A 17,602-nucleotide genomic window follows, 5' to 3' on the forward strand; every position below is an offset into this window, starting at 1 on the left:
GCCATCCGAGAAACCAAGACGCTCCCCAACCTGACTAATCGAGTCCCCTTCAATACACACTAAGGCCTCACCATGAAGGCCTCCGCCAACAAACCTTTGCGCGGCTGCACAGCTGTTGTCTCGTGTCAGCGTATCTTGGATCATCATTGTTAATTCACTAAACGACAGCTCACCAACCGTCGGTACGGGGAGGATAATAAACTCTTTGAGCAACGTGGATATTGTTGCCGCTCCGACACCAAGAGCAATATTGGACGTCTCCTGAAATCGCTCAAACATCTGAGCTTTAGAAAACTGAGCGCCAACAGAGGCTGGGCGGTTGAAAGGTAAGTGTAAATCATCAAACAGCGGTGTCGCTACTTCTGGCGTTAACGGCTTTTGTATAAAGGCATACGCCCCAAGCTCAAAACAACGCTCTTGCGCCATTTCTTGAATATCACCAGACACCATGACGACTTTTGAACGACACTCGCGCTGACGCAATATTTCGAGAACCTCAAAACCATCCATACCCGGCATAGTAATGTCGAGAAATACGACATCTATCGACTGATTGTCGATAATTTCAATGGCTTCATGCCCATTTGCGGCAAACACAATTTCGCCTGCGAAACTCGCATCAATACAGCTTGCTAAACTTTTTCGCGCAACCTTGGAGTCATCGCATATTAGTATTTGCATGAACCTATTCAAATTCTTGATAAATCACCCAAAACTATCTAAACAGAATTTCATCTTGGAAGCTAGGGGAATTCTGAACCGAAATCACACTTTTATCGTTAATTGCGAGAAGGACTAAGTTACTGTTCAATAAAGGGATGTATGAGCCAATCTAGCTCGCAAAAATATGACCTAACGCTCATATTGTAGGGAGTATAGAACGTCAATCCTAATGGGAAACAATTATAAAATTTAGAGGGTTAAACAACCTATTTGATCATACTTTTAACTCAAGTTAGATAAAAAAGACTTGGTACTACTCAAATAGTACCAAGTCATAATAAGACAACAGCTCAAGTTAGATCGGTTTGACCCTATGGAATATCCGATACAACACCGGAACCACAATCAGAGTAAGTACCGTCGCAAAACCCAACCCAAACATGATCGTTACCGCCATTGGCTTAAAGAAAATATCCGGTAGCAGAGGAATCATACCCAGTATGGTTGTGATCGCCGCCATACAAACCGGACGCACACGACTTAATGCAGCATCAACCACAGCCAAATACGGCTCTTTGCCCGACTTCATCTCAATCTCAATTTGATCCAGCAGTACGATACCATTTTTCAATAGCATCCCTGACAAGCTCAAAAATCCAAGCAATGCCATAAAGCCAAACGGCGTATTGAGTGCCAACAACCCAGTCGTGACCCCAATTACTGCGAGTGGCACAGTAAACCAGACAATCAATGCCTCTTTCACGGCGTTGAACAAGAAAATGGTGATTAAGAACATGAATAGGTAGCCAAGCGGCATGGTCTGGAATAACGACTCCTGCGCATCACCTGAAGACTCATACTCACCACCCCACTCTAACGAGTAACCTGGCGGTAATTCTATTGCTTCAATCTGAGGTTGCAGACGTTTTTGTAACGTTGCTGCCGTCTCTTCTCCAAGCAGGTCAGGATCCGCCATAATGGTCAGCATACGCTTACGGTTTTTACGCACGATGATTGGATCTTCCCATCGAGTATCGTAACCCTGAGTCACTTGCTGGAACGGTATAAACTCGCTAAGTGCTGGACTCCAGATCATCATGCCTTCAATGTTGCGGATATCCACACGCTCTTCATCTGGCAAACGTGCCACAATCGGCATCAAGGTTGTGCCATCGCGGTACAAACCAACGTTTTTACCTGAGAACGACATCATCAACACATCATCAATATCGGATTTTGTGATGCCGTAACGTCTCGCCTGGCTTTCATTGAAAATAGGCTCTAACACTTGAGTTCGTTCACGCCAGTCATGTCGAATATTATAAGCGCCAGGATCGGCGTACATGATATCCATCACTTGCGATGCAATGCCACGCAGCACGGTTGGATCAGAGCCGATAATGCGCGCCTCTATTTTCGCACCACCGCCAGGACCAAGCTCAATTTGCTTAAGCTTGTAGTTGATTTCAGGGAATGTCGCATCCAAATACTCTCTGAATCGCTCCATTAAAGAATTCAAGTCTTCATAGCTGTGCACACGCGTGGTGATTTCCCCATAAGCGGCATAGCTTTTCTCAGGCGCATAAGTCAGCATGAAACGTTGCAAGCCTTTGCCCGCAGTCGTCGTGATGTGGTCCGTTTCTGGCTGGTCAGCAATCCATGCCTCTATCGCTTTGAGCTTAGTGTTCGTTGCACGAATGTCTGTCCCTTCAGGTAACCATACATCCACTTGGAACATCGGCGTGGTTGAGGCTGGGAAGAAGGATTGTTTCACCTGAGTAAAGCCGTACAACGCTGCCACCAGTGCCACAACCAATACCACAACAGTCAGCCACGCTCTGTGCATACAAAATTCAAGGAACTTACGATACATGACGAAGACAAAGCCGTTATAAGGATCTTTCCCTTCTTCGCCCTCTTTCACCTTTTGACCTCTAAAGAAAATGTCAGCAAAGAATGGCGTAAGCGAAATCGCGGTGAACCAACTGAGCATTAGAGAAATCAATAGCACCGAGAACAAGGTGCCACAGTACTCACCAGTTGAGTCTTCGGAAAGACCAATAGGCGCAAAGGCTGTTACCGCAATCACGGTTGCACCAAGAAGCGGCCACTTGGTTTGAGTGACAATGTCTGTTGCCGCTTGGAGCCTCGTTCGCCCTTTTTGTGTTCCTATGAGTATCCCCTCGACCACCACAATGGCATTGTCCACCAGCATCCCTAACGCTATGACGAGCGCTCCAAGTGAGATACGTTGTAAATCGATGGCCATGTACTGCATGAAAATAAAGGTGCCAAATACCGTGAGCAGCAATATCAAACCAATCAACAACCCAGAGCGCAGCCCCATAAAGAACAGCAGTACAATGATTACGATAGCAACCGCCTGCCCCAGACTCACCACAAAGCCACGAACCGATTTATCCACCTCTTTGGGCTGGCTATACACTTCGTTTATCTCAACACCAACAGGCTGCTGAAACTTAAGCTCAGCAAGCCTGCGATACAAACGATCGCCCACTTCCACCACGTTAACGCCGGTCGCGAAAGAGATACCGACGTTTAGCGCAACGTCACCGTTATAAGTAATGATATTGCTGGGTACTTCTATAAAGCCGCGTTTTATTTCCGCTACGTCTTTTAAGAAGATGAGACCTTGTGCCCCCCCTTCCGTCAATATCAAATCGCCAAGCTCAGAGACGTCAGTAAACTCGCCCGTTGGCTGGATACGAATATATTTATCACCAATGCGCGTGGCACCTGCGTTGGAGACGATGTTCTGAGTTTGTAAAAGATTGAAAATGGTGCTCGGCGCGATACCCAAGGCACTAATGCGCTTAATGGAAATCTCAATAAAGACCTGTTCTTGCTGATCACCTGTGACCGAGACTTTGCTTACGCCATCCACTAACTCGAGCTCTCGGCGTAGATAGTCCACATAGTCGAGAAGTTCTTTGTAGTTATAACCTTCGCCCGTTAACGCAAACAAGACACCATACACATCACCAAAGTCATCAATCACTGAGGGTTCATTGACCCCGGGGGGTAACGAGCCCTTCACATCATTCACTTTTCGGCGGAGTTCATCCCAGATCTGCGGTAGGTCGTCCGGCCCATAGTTGTTTTTCATGGTGACGGTTATCTGCGACAACCCGCGACTAGAGATAGAATTAATCTCGTCGACATAGGTCAGTTGCTGAATTGCTTTCTCGATAGGATACGTTACCTCTTCTTCAACTTGCTGAGGCGTCGCACCCGGGTAGGAAGTCACTACCATGGCATCTTTGATGGTAAATGCCGGATCTTCGAGTCGACCCAATCCAAAGAACGCAGATACCCCACCAATCAAAAAGATCAGCGAAACCATCCAGCTGATCACGCGGTTGCGAATGAAATACGCCGCTACACCCGTGATTTCATCATCGGATTGCGGTAATGATTTTTGTTGTTCTTGGCTCATTACTTCGCCTCCTGCGGCAATACTTCAACCTTCATGCCTTCTCTAAGCCTCGCAATCCCTGCAATGACAATCTGCTGCGACTGCTCAAGCCCATTAAGGATCTGAATAGTCGATTGAGACACTTTGCCCGTGGTCACTTTTTGTTTGGTCACCGTACTATCACCATTCACAACCCAGACAAATTTCTCATTCGCCGCCAAGCTGTCACCATCTTGATTAAAGACCGCTTCGATAGGCACGCTGACACCAACGCTAAAGTTGATCCCTACATCTTTCGCTTTCGATGTTACATCCACTGCCATCCCATCAAGAATGAATTCATTCTCCGGCATCGGTAATACCAAGGTTGCAGTAAAGGTGCCAAGTGCAGGATCTGGCTCTGTCGTAAATTCTTTCAACGATGCGGTGTATTCATTGCCAGAGGGCACTCTGACCAGCGCTTCTATATCGGTAACATCTTTATGCTTCGGCTGGTTGAGTGAGAAACTGTCTGGCATTTGCACCACCACTTCCACCTCTTCAACGCTATGAATATTAACCACTTGTTGCCCAATTTGAACATTTTCAAACTTCTCAGCAGAGACACGAGAAATGATGCCATCCACAGGAGCTTTTAGTTCGGTGAACGATAAGCGAAGTTTGGCAAGATCCAGCTCCGCCCGCGCATAGGCACGCTGCGCCGCTATCTCATCAAATTGTGACTGTGCCAAAAGGCCTTTCTTTACTAGCGGGCTTGAGCGGCGATATTGGCTATTGATTACGTTGTAGCGTGCCTGAGCATTATCAACCGCGAGCTGATAATCAGTAGGCTCTAATGCCGCCAATACATCACCGCGATTAACAAAGTCTCCTTCTTTAAGATCGATTGAGCTTATCTCGCCTGCTACGCGAAAACTCAAATGAGAACGGTCTGCCGCACTCGCTAAGGCAGGGAAGTAAAGTCGACTTTTCAGCTCAGTACGACCGATTTCTGCCACGCGAACTTTTGGCACCTCGTTGCGTTCACCGACTTCCGGTTTACTGCAACCGACAAGCGTCGCTCCAATCAAAAGAGCTGTAAGAGTGTGTAACTTCATACTAGAGCCCTCTCTCTTTGATCCATTCGCGAACCTTGATACCAGCATCGATGCCTTGCACCCCGGAAATAACGATTTGGTCGCCATTATTGAGTCCACTGATCACTTGGCGCTTGTCATTAAGCTCTACCGCTACTTTTTCAACAATACCTTGCTCATTCACACGCCATACACACTGCTTTTCGCCTTCCATAAACAGTGCTGATGTTGGTATCACCGTCGCGGCGCTACTTTTTGCCACAACGAGAACTTGACCCGCCATACCGGGCAGAATCCCAACATCACTTGGGCGCTCCATGACCATGGTGACTTTATACGAGCCAGTTTTCGGATCCGCCTCTGTATCAATTTCTTGGAACGTCAGCTCGTAGCTACTGGATGGGTGAGCATCAAATGTCATCGTCGCTTCCACCTCTGCACCGCCTTGGAAGCGATTAAGGAGCGTATCTGGAAGTTGGAAGTTCACTTTGAGAAGCTGATTGGACTGAATGTTCATCACGCCTTCTTTGGCCTGGATGTATTCATAATTATCCGCGGGAATAATGGAGATAGTGCCATCGTAGGGCGCGAGCAATCGCGTATAGCTTAGATTTGCTTTCGCTTGCGACCAGTTGGCACGAGCAGAATTCATGTTTGCCTTAGCTTGGTCAAAGTCCTGTTCGGACACCACTTGCTCTTTGCGAAGCTTCAAAGCTCGTTGATATTGCACATCCGCCAAACGGAAGTTCGCTTGTGCTTGTTTTTCAAGCTGCTGATATTCATCCGGATTGAGTCCAGCTAAGAAATCCCCTTTGGTGACTCGCTGGCCTGAGCGAACGGCAATTTCTTCAAGTTGTCCTGGAACACGAAACGCTAGCACGGCTTTATCTCCCGCTTCCGATGTGGCAGGAAAAGTACGTTCAAATTGGCTGTTGCCGACAGCAACGGAGAAAAGCTTAGCGGGGCGAGATTCGGGCTCGGGAACGGGAGGCGGCTCCTTACCACACCCACAGAGAAGGCCAGTGATAACCACCAGCAAGGTAAACTTACTATTCATTCTCTAACTACCTTGTTTTAATTGTACTTTTAAACATAGTCTAGAGAGTCAGCGCTTGCCACCAAGTTATTAATAATTAATGAATTTGTGGCAAAATAGCGTAGCTCAAGCGATCTATGGTCGCTTGAGCTAGTGTTTTATCAGTAGTTAGAAGCAATATCGTTAAAGCCAATGCATTGTATTTGATTCGTTTCGAGCCACTCTTTTAGTGTTCTGCTGGTTAGAATCTCCCACTCATCAACACGTTGCTGCCTATAACCAGATACCGCACAAAGCTCTTCCGTCACTTCCATTGCCGGGTGGCACATCAACTCTACAACTCCGGTTGGCATTTTGTGCTTATAAGCTGCCAACATGGCTTTTAGATGTTCAAGGGTTGCACCTTCTGCATAAAAGCCCATATCGAACGCATCGGGAGTTGCGCTTCGCAGCATCTCTTGACCAAGCACCACATTGTCAATACGCCTTGCTGGAAGGCCTATCTCATTGATTCCCTCAGTAAAGCCAATTTTTAAAGCACGAAATGCGCCTGCAAAATGGTGACTGTCAATATGGTTGATCTCGAAACCTGCATCCAATGCCGCTTGGTACTGTGCTTTAAGCTCGATAACCACTTCCTTTGGACAAATATCTGATTTATTAAACAAAGTTGCTCTGTCATAAAAGCAGCCTGACGCATCCACTAAACTTGGTATCAGACTCGGCTCTGCAATCGGTTTGCCACTTGTTAGAGTGAAATGCAATCCAACATCAGGAATCAGCCCTTGCGCATTCAGCGCAGCGGCATGGGCCGTGCCGGGTTGATTCATCATCACCGTGGTCGATTTCACGACACCCGCTTCAATGCAATCAACAATCGCCAAATTTACGCTTTCAGTGAGCCCAAAGTCATCGGCATTGAGGATGAGTTTCATAATAAGACCCCTTATTGATTCAATGCGTGAGCAAACTTTGGCATGAAGTCTAGGTTCTCACGAATAGTTTCTTGCAAAGCTTCATCAATATGCGCACCACTATCCACTATTGGATTAAGCATTAACGCTCGTTTTGCGAGATTAATATCACCGCTGATTGCCGCTTCAACCGTCAGAGTCTCAAACTCTTTCATCAACTGGATGAGTCTTAGCGTGCCTGTTTCAAAAGGCTCAACATTGAGAGGAATAATTTCACTGCTAGTGATGAGCGAGCTCACCTCTACCGCGCAGTCATCCGGAAGGCCTTGAATCGCTCCGTTGTTACGAGTGTTAACGTGCATGATTGAGCGCTTGTTATTGTAGATACTATTCATAAGCTCACAAGCCGCTTCTGAGTAATAAGCTCCACCTCGCTCCTCAAGGAGTTGTGGCTTAGTATCCAGTGTTGGGTCTTTATAGATTTCAAGCAGTTCGGCTTCTACTTTTGCAACCAAATCCGCACGGTTACTCTTGTTAGACGATGCGGCAAACTCTTTGTCTAAAAAGTCTCTTGATTGGTAGTAGTAGCGAAGATACGCGCAAGGCACCATGTCTAAGCTTTTCAGTAATCCTTCGTCCCAACGAAATGGTGGGATGTTCTTAGGTGTCATACGGTCATTACCCGCAACCAACTGCTCAAGCACTTCACGACTGCGGTCTTGCCCGTTATGCAGCACTTTTCTCGCCCACACCAAGTGATTCAAACCCGCAATTTGCATAGTAATTTCATCGCGAGGTACACCCAACATTTCCGCTGCGCCTCGCTCCATGTTGACGGGTACGTTACATAGACCCACTGTTTTAATGGTGGAGTATTTTGTCAGCGCTTCCGTTACCATACCCGATGGATTAGTAAAATTGAGCAGCCATGCATTTGGACACAGCGCTTCCATTTCTTTGGCAATCTCTAATGCGATTGGGATGGTACGACACGCATTGGAGAACCCACCTAGGCCATTGGTTTCTTGGCCAATTACGCGATATTTAAGTGCAATTCTTTCGTCACGTAACCGCGCTTCAATACGCCCTGCTCGAAACTGAGAGCAAACAAAGTCAGCGTCCACCAAAGCTTGTTTGCGATCAGTAGTAAGGAAGACCTCTATGTTACAGCCTGTTTTAGCGATCATACGCTTAGTGAGATCCGCAATCACTTTGGCTTTTTCCATTCCCGCATCAATATCCACCAGCCAAAGTTGGGAAACAGGCAGCTCGTGATGTCTTGCCAACAAGCCCTCTACCAATTCCGGTGTATAACTAGAACCACCACCAATCACAACCACTTTCAGTTTTTTCATCTCAGTCATAATCATCATTCCTCTTCAAAAGATTACGTGATTTAATTTATAGGTCAGACTAGAATCAAACAAACCAATAAAACCCTCTTATGAATTAGCTGGAGTAATGCGTAGTGGCTATTCACAATCGTCAGCAGTTATTGTCATTGCTGCACACATTTAGTGTCGCAGCCCGCCACCTCAGTTTTACTCTCGCGGCGGATGAACTGTTTGTTACCCAAGGCGGTGTCAGTCAGCGAATCAAGAAGCTCGAAGATTTATTGGGGTTCAGCTTGTTCGTGCGAAAAACGCGAAAGCTTGAGCTGACGCCCGAGGGGCAACGCGTACTGGTGATGCTCAACCTATCGTTTGAGACCATTTTTTCCGAGATCTCTGATATTCAAACCGGTGAACTGTCAGGTGAACTGTATATCGCAACCTCACCTTATTTCGCTTCCGCTTGGTTAATGCCAAGATTGCCCGATTTTAAAGCTCGCTATCCGAAACTCGCCATTAAACTGCAAGCCAAACAGAATCAATCCGACTTTCAGTTTGAACCCTACGATGCGGCTATTTTCTATAGTGAGGGTCACTACCCTAACCAATACAGCGAACGGTTATTTGCGGGAGTAAGAACGCCGCTGTGCAGTCCTGATTATGCTAGGCGTCTGGGTTTGGATCTGGACTTAGATACCAATTTGGATGATGGGTTAGAGACTCTCGCTAAGGCCAACTTTATTCATAGCGGCGACAGCAGTGCTTGGCATCGGTGGCTGCAAGCCATGGGCGCATCGGTGGACTGTCAGCAGCATTGTGATTATTACAGTGACAACCGTCTTGCGATGGATGCGGCAGTGCTCTCAATGGGCGTGGTGCTTGGGCGATTGGAGTTCGCTCAGAATCAAGTGGAAGAAGGCACTTTGGTTGCGCCTTTTGCCAAGTTGGCATCGGGCAAAGGCTATGATTTAGTTTGTCCTAAAGGCATGGAAAATCGGGCGAAATTCACTGCATTCTCGCGCTGGGTAAAAGATCACATCACTGTTACGTGAAAAAGCCCTGCCAATCTGAAATTAGCATCAAAGCACTAGCTATAAATTACAGTACACAAAAAAGGCGCCTTAGCGCCTTTACCATTCCAAACAAGCTGTGCCTGTTTGATTACAACTTACTGAACTCGCGATTGACCTTAAACGCTTCGGATGTGACATACGCTTCCATGTCTCGCACTTTATGCTCCATTGAGTCAAAGTCACGTTCCAACGTATTAATGAGATCCTTAGCATTCTGTCCTTGCTGCCAAGGTTTACTCTTTAGCGAATGTTCCTGCTTGGACTTCATCGCCTGAACAAAATTGTCTGGCTGCTTTTCCAGCATCAAACTCATTGCCACATAGGCGAGTAGGACAAGGAAACTACCACCCAAGAGTGCCGCTGAAATCACCAAGATTCTGACCAGCCACACCTCGAGTCCAAAGTAATTAGCAAGTCCTGCACAAACACCAGTGAGCTTGCCGTTAACCGGATCTTTATACAGCTCTCTATGAGTCATAAGTTTGCCTCCAGTTTGGTGCCTCTGCATCTAGAATTCGTTCTAAGTTGTCAACACGAGCTTGCATCTTTTCAGCTCGCTGCGACAAAGACTGCAATTTCTGAAACTCTTGCTCAGACAATCCATTATCGGCTTTGCGTTTGCTGCGGTAGTGGAGAAAAAGCCACAGCGGTGCGACAAAAATCAGAAAGACAATTAATGGACCCGCAATTAAAAAAGTCGACATGTTTTTCTCCTACTCCGTTGTTATTTGTCTTTGTTCATCTGCTCTTTAAGTTTGGCGAGCTCTTGATCTATTTCATCTTGAGCCTGCAGCTCTGCGAACTCTTGATCGAGTGACTTAGCGTTCCCGGTCTTCGAATACAGATCAGCTTCCGCTTCAAGTTCATCGATTTTACGCGAGTACTGCTCAAACTTAGCCATCGCTTCGTGGGTGCGGCTCGTGTGTAGATGTTTTTGCACATCGCGACGGTTACTGGCTGCTTCCGAGCGAATCACGAGAGCTTGCTGCTTAGCACGAGTTTCTGTGATTTTAGATTCTAGCTTAGCAATCTCGTTCGTCAGTTTGTCAATGGTTTCTTCGACCAAGGTTTGCTCATCGTGCAAGCCTTTCACAACGTTTTCAAGCTTTTGCTTTTCAATGAGCGCGGCTCTTGCTAGGTCTTCACGTTGTTTTGTGAGTGCTAATGTCGCTTTCTGTGCCCATTCAGCAATTTGTTCTTCAATGGCCGTGACCTTGCGCGCTAACTCTTTTTTGTCGGCAATCGCTTTTGCGGAGTTAGTACGTACTTCCACTAGCGTATCTTCCATTTCCTGAATGATGAGACGAATCATCTTTTCTGGATCTTCCGCTTTATCAAGCAAGGCACTAACATTTGAATTTACGATATCGGCAAAACGAGAAAAAATACCCATAATACATCTCCTATCTGGATGAGTTCGCCAATGAACTCTTTGGTTGTTGATAACAGTAATCCAAGTACCGTGCCAACATTTTCATTTCTTACATATCAATAACTTAACTTTAGTCACTCGCTTTCACCCAATGCCGTGCTAAGATGCATAAGCCAACAATTGGTATTTTTTACCAACATTGAGAGGAAATCATGGCGCAAAACTTAATTGGTGAATCCCCCGCGTTTTTAGCGGTGCTCGATAAGGTCTCAAGGCTTGCTCCTATCGACAGACCCGTACTGGTGATTGGTGAGCGTGGTACAGGTAAAGAGCTTATCGCACAGCGACTGCACTATCTGTCGAGGCGTTGGGATCAACCTTTAGTCTCATTAAACTGCTCTACTCTCAGTGAAGGACTCATTGACTCAGAGCTGTTTGGCCATGAATCCGGTGCCTTTACTGGCGCCAAAGGACGTCACCAAGGCCGCTTCGAACGCGCCGAAAACGGCACATTATTCTTAGATGAACTCGCTACTACGCCGCTTTCTGTTCAAGAAAAGCTGCTTCGCGTAATTGAATATGGTCAGTACGAAAGAGTTGGCGGAGCCAAGGCACTGGAGGCGAACGTTCGATTGGTCTGCGCAACTAATGAAGATTTGCCAGCACTCGCCGAAAAAGGAAAGTTTCGCGCCGATCTCCTCGATCGTCTCGCCTTTGATGTTATTCATCTTCCGCCTTTAAGGCACAGACAAGAAGACATTCCCCTGTTGGCCGAATTTTACGCGATTAAAATGTGCCGCGAGCTAGGGTTACCCTTTTTCGTAGGCTTCACCGAACAAGCTTGGCAAAGCATCTATGACTATCATTGGCCTGGCAACGTGCGAGAGCTGAAAAACGTGGTTGAACGTGCTGTGTATCAGCAAGGCACCACTGAAGCGCCTATTGAATCTCTGATATTCAACCCTTTTGAAAATCAGTTTAGTCAACCGAGCCCTATAGCAAGAAGAGATCAGGCGGATAACAATACAAACGGTGATAGCGCCTCGTCAGAGGATTCCGATGCAGCCGCACCATCACCGGACTACCACTTTCCATTAGACTTTAAGTCTTGGCAAGATGAGCAGAATATTAAGCTGATAAATGAAGCGCTTAAACAAGCTCAATACAATCAACGTGGTGCAGCCAAACTGCTAAGCTTGAGTTATGACCAGCTAAGAGGCTTAGTGCGAAAGTATAAACTGGTTTGATGTTGATGGGTTACTTGGCTTTCTATACGACAAACTCAGCGATAAGTGCTTGTCGTTATTGGTTTAGCAAGCGAATTAGTGGTAAATTACCCTGATCTCAATATAGATAATACGTTCGCCAACGAATGTAGCGTGTTTATGAAGGCATTAATCAAATTATCACTCGGGCTCTGTGGCTTAATTTTGCTCGCTGGATGTGAAGACAAAGTCGACCACTCCAAAATACGACAAGACGGTTTCGTCTATTGTGACCAAGGCCGACCGAGTACATTCAACCCGCAACTCGTAGACGGTGGCATTACTGTCGAGTCGATTGCACCGCAATTATTCGACACCTTGCTCACGCTAAACTCAGGAACGCATCAGCCTGTGCCTAACCTAGCGAAAGCCTGGAAGGTCAACAAGGCGGGGACTGAGTACACCTTTACACTCCGAGACAATGTTCAATTTCAGAGCACGGATTGGTTTACGCCGTCTCGCGCTTTGAATGCGGATGATGTGGTGTTCAGCTTTAGCCGTATTATCGACCCTAACCACCCATTCCATGATGTGGGTGGCAGTGTGTACCCTTGGTTTGCCGGTATCGACTTCGCCAACCTAGTCGAAAAAGTGGAAGCCATCGACGGACTGACGGTGAAATTTACCCTATCAAGACCAGACAATTCATTCTTATCAAATATCTCTACCGCACACGCGCCTATCTTCTCTGCCGAATATGCAGACCAGTTGGTTACAGGCGACAATAAACTGAATCTCGATACTCACCCTGTCGGTACGGGGCCATTCTACTTGGACGAGTATCAAGTTGCGGACTTGGTTCGTCTTAAACGCCATGAAGACTATTGGCGTGGTTCCGCTCAAATGTCACAAGTGGTTTTTGATATCTCACACCGGGGTGCTGGTGCTCTAGCCAAACTGCTACGTAATGAATGTGATGTTCTAAACTCACCAATTTCGAGCCAAATTCCGGTAATACTTGAAGAAGACTCGGTCGTACTGCAAGCCAAACCCGCCATGAACGTGGCGTTTGTTGCTATGAATACTCAGCACCGAGCACTTAGTGACCCTCGCGTTCGTAAAGCGCTGAACCTTGCCATTAACCGCGACACTATTTTAGAGGCCGTCTATTTCGGCAGCGGGGAAACAGCCTACAGTTTGCTTCCACCAAGCTCTTGGGCCCATCAAAAAGACACGGTACAAGTTCGCTATGACCGTAACTATGCGATGGCACTGCTTCGTGAGGCCGGGTACGCACACGGGCTAGAGCTTACTATGGCAGTACCTCTTGAGCCACGTGTGTACAACCCAAGCCCGCGTAAAACCGCAGAGCTTATTCAGGCAAACTTTGCCAACATTGGCGTCACACTTAATTTGCTAACCGATGATCGCGTTGACCGTCTAGAATTGTCCAACATCGAATCTGTCGATATGCTTCTAACCGGCTGGGTAGGCAATACGGGCGATCCCGATAATTACTTAAGACCACTGCTCTCTTGCACCTCAAAGCGTGAAGGCCTAAACCTTTCTATGTGGTGTAACGATGACTTTGACTTTATTTTGGACTTAGCTCTTGAAGTCAACCAACCAAGATATCGTCTAAATCTATATCGCCAAGCACAAAATATTCTAAATGAGGAAGTGCCGGTGCTGCCTATCGCTCACGGACAAAAATACCAAGCGCACAATGACAACTTGACCGGTTTTAGAACCAGTCCGTTCAATGCTCAACCTTTTGATCAAGTGATGAGGTTGAAATAAATGTTCTGGTACTCAATACGTCGCCTTAACCTATTTGTCATCACGCTGTTGATTCTCACCTTTGTGGGATACAGTTTGGTGAGACTTGAACCGACTTCGCAATGGGCATCTGCACCTATGCTTGAGGGTTGGTTCGAATACCTTAGCAAATTGCTTCAACTCGATTTTGGTCTGACGAAAGCCGGTGTGCCAATCACCCAAGAACTCGCCTCCGTGCTACCTGCAACATTAGAGCTATGTTTTGCGGCGTTTACTATTTCGGTATTTATTGGCATTCCTGCGGGTACCATCGCCGGAATGCGCAAAGGCAAGTGGCTTGATAACGTGATCTCATTTTCCTCTATGGTCGGCTATGCGGCGCCACTATTTTGGATCGCGCTATTGATGATCATGTATTTCTCGCTCAATTATCAATGGTTCCCAGTGGCCGGGCGCTATGACCTACTTTATGAAATTGATCATGTGACTGGTTTTGCACTTATTGACGCGATCCTATCGGATGGCCCGTACCGCAAAGAAGCACTTCAAAGCGTTATAGAACATATGATCCTACCTTGTTTGGTCTTGGCATTGTCACCAACGATGCAGGTTATTCGTATGATGAGAACCTCCGTAACCGAAGTTATGGCACAAAACTACATTCGTGCGGCGCGTATTCGTGGTCTATCCAACTACGAAATCGTCATTGAACACGTGCTGCGCAATGCGATTCCGCCAATTATCCCTAAACTGGGCGTGCAGCTTTCAAGTATGATCACCTTGGCTATCATGACCGAGTCTATCTTTAACTGGCCGGGCGTTGGTCGTTGGCTGTTAGATGCACTATCAAACCAAGACTACGCGTCAATTCAAGCTGGCGTTCTAGTGGTGGCGACGATTGTATTGGCGGCGAGTATCGTCTCTGATCTTATCGGCGCGATGATCAACCCGTTAGTAAGGAAGGAATGGTATGCTGTCAGATAACGTTTATCAGGAAGAGCGCATTCCTACTCAGCTTGAGCGCTTTTGGCGCAGCTACCGCTCAAACAGCTTATCGATGTTTGGTCTGTGGTGTTTGGTTTTTATCATCCTTATCACCCTACTATCGCCATTCATTACTCCTTATGATCCAATGGCGCAGAGCTCGAACCTGCTAGTGCCACCATCATGGGATCCAAAAGGCACGGTAGATTTTTTCTTCGGCACCGATGATTTAGGCCGTGATATTTTGTCTCGCATCATCGACGGCTCACGCTTGTCATTTGGCGCAGCGGTGATCATAACAGTGATCTCAACGTTGGTCGGCTGCTTAATTGGTATCTTGGCTGGTATGACGCGCGGGCTACTATCGAGCACACTCAACCACCTGCTTGACACTGTCATGTCCATCCCATCGCTGCTGTTGGCAATCATCTTCGTTGCCTTCTTAGGCCCTGGTGAGTTCAATATTATGCTGGCGATTTGTCTTGCATTGATCCCACGGTTTATTCGTTCCATTTACATGGCTGTCCATACCGAAGTAGAAAAAGACTACATTATGGCCGCTAGACTTGATGGCGCTAACGAGTTTTACCTACTGTGGAACTCCATTCTTCCAAACCTATTAACTGTGATTGCAGCTGAGGTTACTTTCGCTTTGTCTATCGCTATTCTTGATATCACTGCCTTAGGCTTTTTAGGCCTTGGTGCCCAAGCGCCAAGCAGTGAATGGGGTGCTGTACTCGGTGATGCAGCCGAGCTACTTTACCTTGCACCATGGACCGTTATTCTGCCAGGTCTTGCGATTCTGTGTACGGTTGTTGTGGTGAACATTGTGGGTGAAGGCATTCGAAGTGCATTGAGTGCGGGGATCGAATAATGCCAGTATTAGACATTCGACATCTCACTATCGAAATCGAAACCCCGCAGGGGTTAGTGAAAGCCGTCGATCGCATGAGCTTCACCATTAACGAAGGTGAAATCCGCGGTCTTGTGGGTGAATCGGGTTCAGGTAAGAGCTTGGTAGCTAAAGCGATTGTTGGTGTAACCAAAGATAACTGGAAGGTCACAGCCGATCGCATGCGCCTTGGCAATATTGACCTGCTTCAGTTAACACCGCGAGAGCGGAGGCGAGTGATTGCTCGTGACGTTGCGATGATTTTCCAAGAGCCTACGACCTGTCTCGACCCTTCTGAGCAAGTTGGGAAACAGCTTATCGAGTCTATTCCGGCTCGCTCATTTGAAGGCAAATGGTGGGAGCGATTTAAGTGGCGTAAAAAGCAAGCTATTGCTCTGCTGCATAAAGTGGGTATTAAAGAGCACACCCGCGTGATGCACAGCTACCCCTACGAGCTCACCGATGGTGAATGCCAAAAGATCATGATTGCGATGGCCATTGCAGCTAAGCCAAAACTGCTGCTTGCCGATGAACCAACCAATGACTTGGATCCTATTACTCAGTCGCAGATCTTACGTTTATTGAGTCGTATGAATCAGCTCAACAACACTACCATAGTGTTGATTGGCCACGATTTAACGACCATCACCCAATGGGCGACGCGCATTACGGTGATGTATTGTGGTCAGTCGGTAGAGTCGGCTGACACCGCAAAAATTTTGGCAAAACCAAAGCATCCATATACCGTTGCGCTTCTAAAAGCGATGCCTGATTTTGGAGAATGGATACCGCATAAAGAGAAGCTTCAATCGCTTCCTGGCTCTATCCCCCCACTTCAGCACCTGCCTATTGGCTGTCGATTGGGTCCGCGTTGCCCATATGCGCAAAGGCAGTGCGTGGAAATACCTGAAGCTAAACGAATTAAGAACCATAAGTTCAGTTGTCACTTCCCGCTGAACACGGAGAAAAAAGCATGAGTTCGTTGTTAGAAGTCTCCGACCTTAAAAAAGACTTTGTCACTCGCTCAAAGCTGTTCCAAAGAAACGTGCAGCATGCCGTTAAACCTGTCAGCTTTAGCCTTGAGGCTGGCCAGACTATTGGTTTTATCGGCAAAAATGGTTCCGGCAAATCAACGCTGGCACGTATGCTCGCTGGCATGGTCGAACCGACTTCAGGTGAGATACGAGTCAATGGCGATCTACTTGAGCACAAAGACTACTCCACGCGCTGCAAGCTGATTCGCATGATTTTCCAAGACCCAAATACGTCTTTGAATCCGCGGATTCAAATCGGTCGCATTCTCGAAGGTCCCTTAAAACGAAACACTAACATGCCTCCAGAAGCGCGCATGCAACGTGTGAAAGACACGCTCATTCGCGTTGGGCTGTTACCGGAGCATGCCTATTTCTATCCGCAAATGCTGGCAACCGGACAAAAACAGCGCGTCTGTCTAGCACGTGCATTGATCCTTCAGCCATCTATTATAGTTGCAGACGAAGCGTTGAATGGTTTGGACATGGCGATGCGCTCACAGATCATTAACCTGTTTCTCGAGCTTCAAGAAGAAATGGGAGTCGCGTTTGTTTATGTGTCTCAGCACCTAGGCATCGTGAAACACATCACTGACAAGGTCATGGTGATGCATGAAGGTGATGTTGTAGAGTATGGGAACACCAATGATGTCATTACCAACCCTCAACACATCGTCACCCAGCGAATGGTCGAGAGCCACTTTATGAAAAGCCCAAACCACCGCTAACTTCCCTTCGCGATAAAAAGGGACTAAACGCCAGACATAAAAAAACCAGCTTACGCTGGTTTTTTAGCATTCGAGAAATGTC

The 17,602-nt window shown here is 46.9% G+C and carries 16 protein-coding genes; 7 read left to right on the forward strand and 9 right to left on the reverse strand.

The window, feature by feature from the left end; genetic code table 11:
* The 6 genes from ACVA6Q_RS22375 to ACVA6Q_RS22400 form a co-directional block, all read right to left on the reverse strand.
* Nucleotides 1–681: response regulator (locus ACVA6Q_RS22375; RefSeq protein ID WP_446648968.1), on the reverse strand; the 681-nt coding region annotated here is incomplete at its 3' end.
* A 337-nt stretch (nucleotides 682–1,018) separates the two neighbouring features.
* Nucleotides 1,019–4,120, reverse strand: coding sequence for an efflux RND transporter permease subunit (locus ACVA6Q_RS22380; RefSeq protein ID WP_446648969.1), 3,102 nt, complete (start codon nucleotides 4,118–4,120; stop codon nucleotides 1,019–1,021).
* Nucleotides 4,120–5,196, reverse strand: a complete 1,077-nt coding sequence (locus tag ACVA6Q_RS22385) for an efflux RND transporter periplasmic adaptor subunit (protein WP_446648970.1) — start codon at nucleotides 5,194–5,196, stop codon at nucleotides 4,120–4,122. The genes ACVA6Q_RS22380 and ACVA6Q_RS22385 overlap by 1 nt, the downstream gene beginning before the upstream one ends.
* A 1-nt stretch (nucleotide 5,197) precedes the next feature.
* On the reverse strand, nucleotides 5,198–6,232 hold the full coding sequence (locus ACVA6Q_RS22390; RefSeq protein ID WP_446648971.1) for an efflux RND transporter periplasmic adaptor subunit: 1,035 nt from the start codon (nucleotides 6,230–6,232) through the stop codon (nucleotides 5,198–5,200).
* A 140-nt stretch (nucleotides 6,233–6,372) separates the two neighbouring features.
* Complete coding sequence (locus tag ACVA6Q_RS22395; RefSeq protein ID WP_446648972.1) at nucleotides 6,373–7,146, reverse strand: carbohydrate deacetylase; 774 nt, start codon at nucleotides 7,144–7,146, stop codon at nucleotides 6,373–6,375.
* Between the two features lie 11 nt (nucleotides 7,147–7,157).
* A complete protein-coding gene (locus ACVA6Q_RS22400; RefSeq protein WP_446648973.1) occupies nucleotides 7,158–8,489 on the reverse strand; it encodes a 6-phospho-beta-glucosidase in 1,332 nt (443 codons plus the stop codon).
* A 104-nt stretch (nucleotides 8,490–8,593) separates the two neighbouring features.
* Here ACVA6Q_RS22400 and ACVA6Q_RS22405 point away from each other — a divergent pair, with 104 nt between their 5' ends.
* A complete protein-coding gene (locus ACVA6Q_RS22405) occupies nucleotides 8,594–9,508 on the forward strand; it encodes a LysR substrate-binding domain-containing protein (RefSeq protein ID WP_446648974.1) in 915 nt (304 codons plus the stop codon).
* A gap of 109 nt (nucleotides 9,509–9,617) precedes the next feature.
* Here ACVA6Q_RS22405 and pspC read toward each other — a convergent pair whose 3' ends face one another.
* The 3 genes from pspC to pspA are packed head-to-tail and all read right to left on the reverse strand — an operon-like array spanning nucleotide 9,618 to nucleotide 10,922.
* Nucleotides 9,618–10,037 (reverse strand): envelope stress response membrane protein PspC, encoded by a 420-nt coding sequence (pspC, locus tag ACVA6Q_RS22410; protein WP_353496481.1) that lies wholly within the window; start codon nucleotides 10,035–10,037, stop codon nucleotides 9,618–9,620.
* Entirely contained in the window at nucleotides 9,997–10,233 is a 237-nt protein-coding gene (pspB, locus tag ACVA6Q_RS22415; RefSeq protein ID WP_042499466.1) for an envelope stress response membrane protein PspB, read from the reverse strand. The genes pspC and pspB overlap by 41 nt, the downstream gene beginning before the upstream one ends.
* Before the next feature lie 20 nt (nucleotides 10,234–10,253).
* Nucleotides 10,254–10,922: a phage shock protein PspA gene (gene pspA / locus ACVA6Q_RS22420; protein ID WP_353496482.1), complete on the reverse strand. Its 669-nt coding sequence runs from the start codon at nucleotides 10,920–10,922 to the stop codon at nucleotides 10,254–10,256.
* Between the two features lie 191 nt (nucleotides 10,923–11,113).
* Here pspA and pspF point away from each other — a divergent pair, with 191 nt between their 5' ends.
* The 6 genes from pspF (at nucleotide 11,114) to ACVA6Q_RS22450 (ending at nucleotide 17,520) form a co-directional block, all read left to right on the forward strand.
* Nucleotides 11,114–12,148: a phage shock protein operon transcriptional activator gene (pspF, locus tag ACVA6Q_RS22425; protein WP_446648975.1), complete on the forward strand. Its 1,035-nt coding sequence runs from the start codon at nucleotides 11,114–11,116 to the stop codon at nucleotides 12,146–12,148.
* A gap of 138 nt (nucleotides 12,149–12,286) precedes the next feature.
* Nucleotides 12,287–13,906, forward strand: a complete 1,620-nt coding sequence (locus ACVA6Q_RS22430) for an ABC transporter substrate-binding protein (RefSeq protein ID WP_446648976.1) — start codon at nucleotides 12,287–12,289, stop codon at nucleotides 13,904–13,906.
* Nucleotides 13,907–14,869, forward strand: a complete 963-nt coding sequence (locus ACVA6Q_RS22435; protein ID WP_446648977.1) for an ABC transporter permease — start codon at nucleotides 13,907–13,909, stop codon at nucleotides 14,867–14,869. It abuts the gene before it with no gap.
* Complete coding sequence (locus ACVA6Q_RS22440) at nucleotides 14,856–15,743, forward strand: ABC transporter permease subunit (RefSeq protein ID WP_446648978.1); 888 nt, start codon at nucleotides 14,856–14,858, stop codon at nucleotides 15,741–15,743. Before ACVA6Q_RS22435 ends, ACVA6Q_RS22440 begins: the two co-directional genes overlap by 14 nt.
* A complete protein-coding gene (locus tag ACVA6Q_RS22445; RefSeq protein WP_353496486.1) occupies nucleotides 15,743–16,738 on the forward strand; it encodes a peptide ABC transporter ATP-binding protein in 996 nt (331 codons plus the stop codon). The genes ACVA6Q_RS22440 and ACVA6Q_RS22445 overlap by 1 nt, the downstream gene beginning before the upstream one ends.
* Nucleotides 16,735–17,520 carry a peptide ABC transporter ATP-binding protein gene (locus ACVA6Q_RS22450; RefSeq protein ID WP_353496487.1) on the forward strand — a complete coding sequence of 262 codons (786 nt, stop codon included), beginning with the start codon at nucleotides 16,735–16,737 and terminating at the stop codon, nucleotides 17,518–17,520. The genes ACVA6Q_RS22445 and ACVA6Q_RS22450 overlap by 4 nt, the downstream gene beginning before the upstream one ends.
* Nucleotides 17,521–17,602 lie beyond the last annotated feature (82 nt).

This window comes from Vibrio sp. DNB22_10_4 (genome assembly GCF_052879755.1).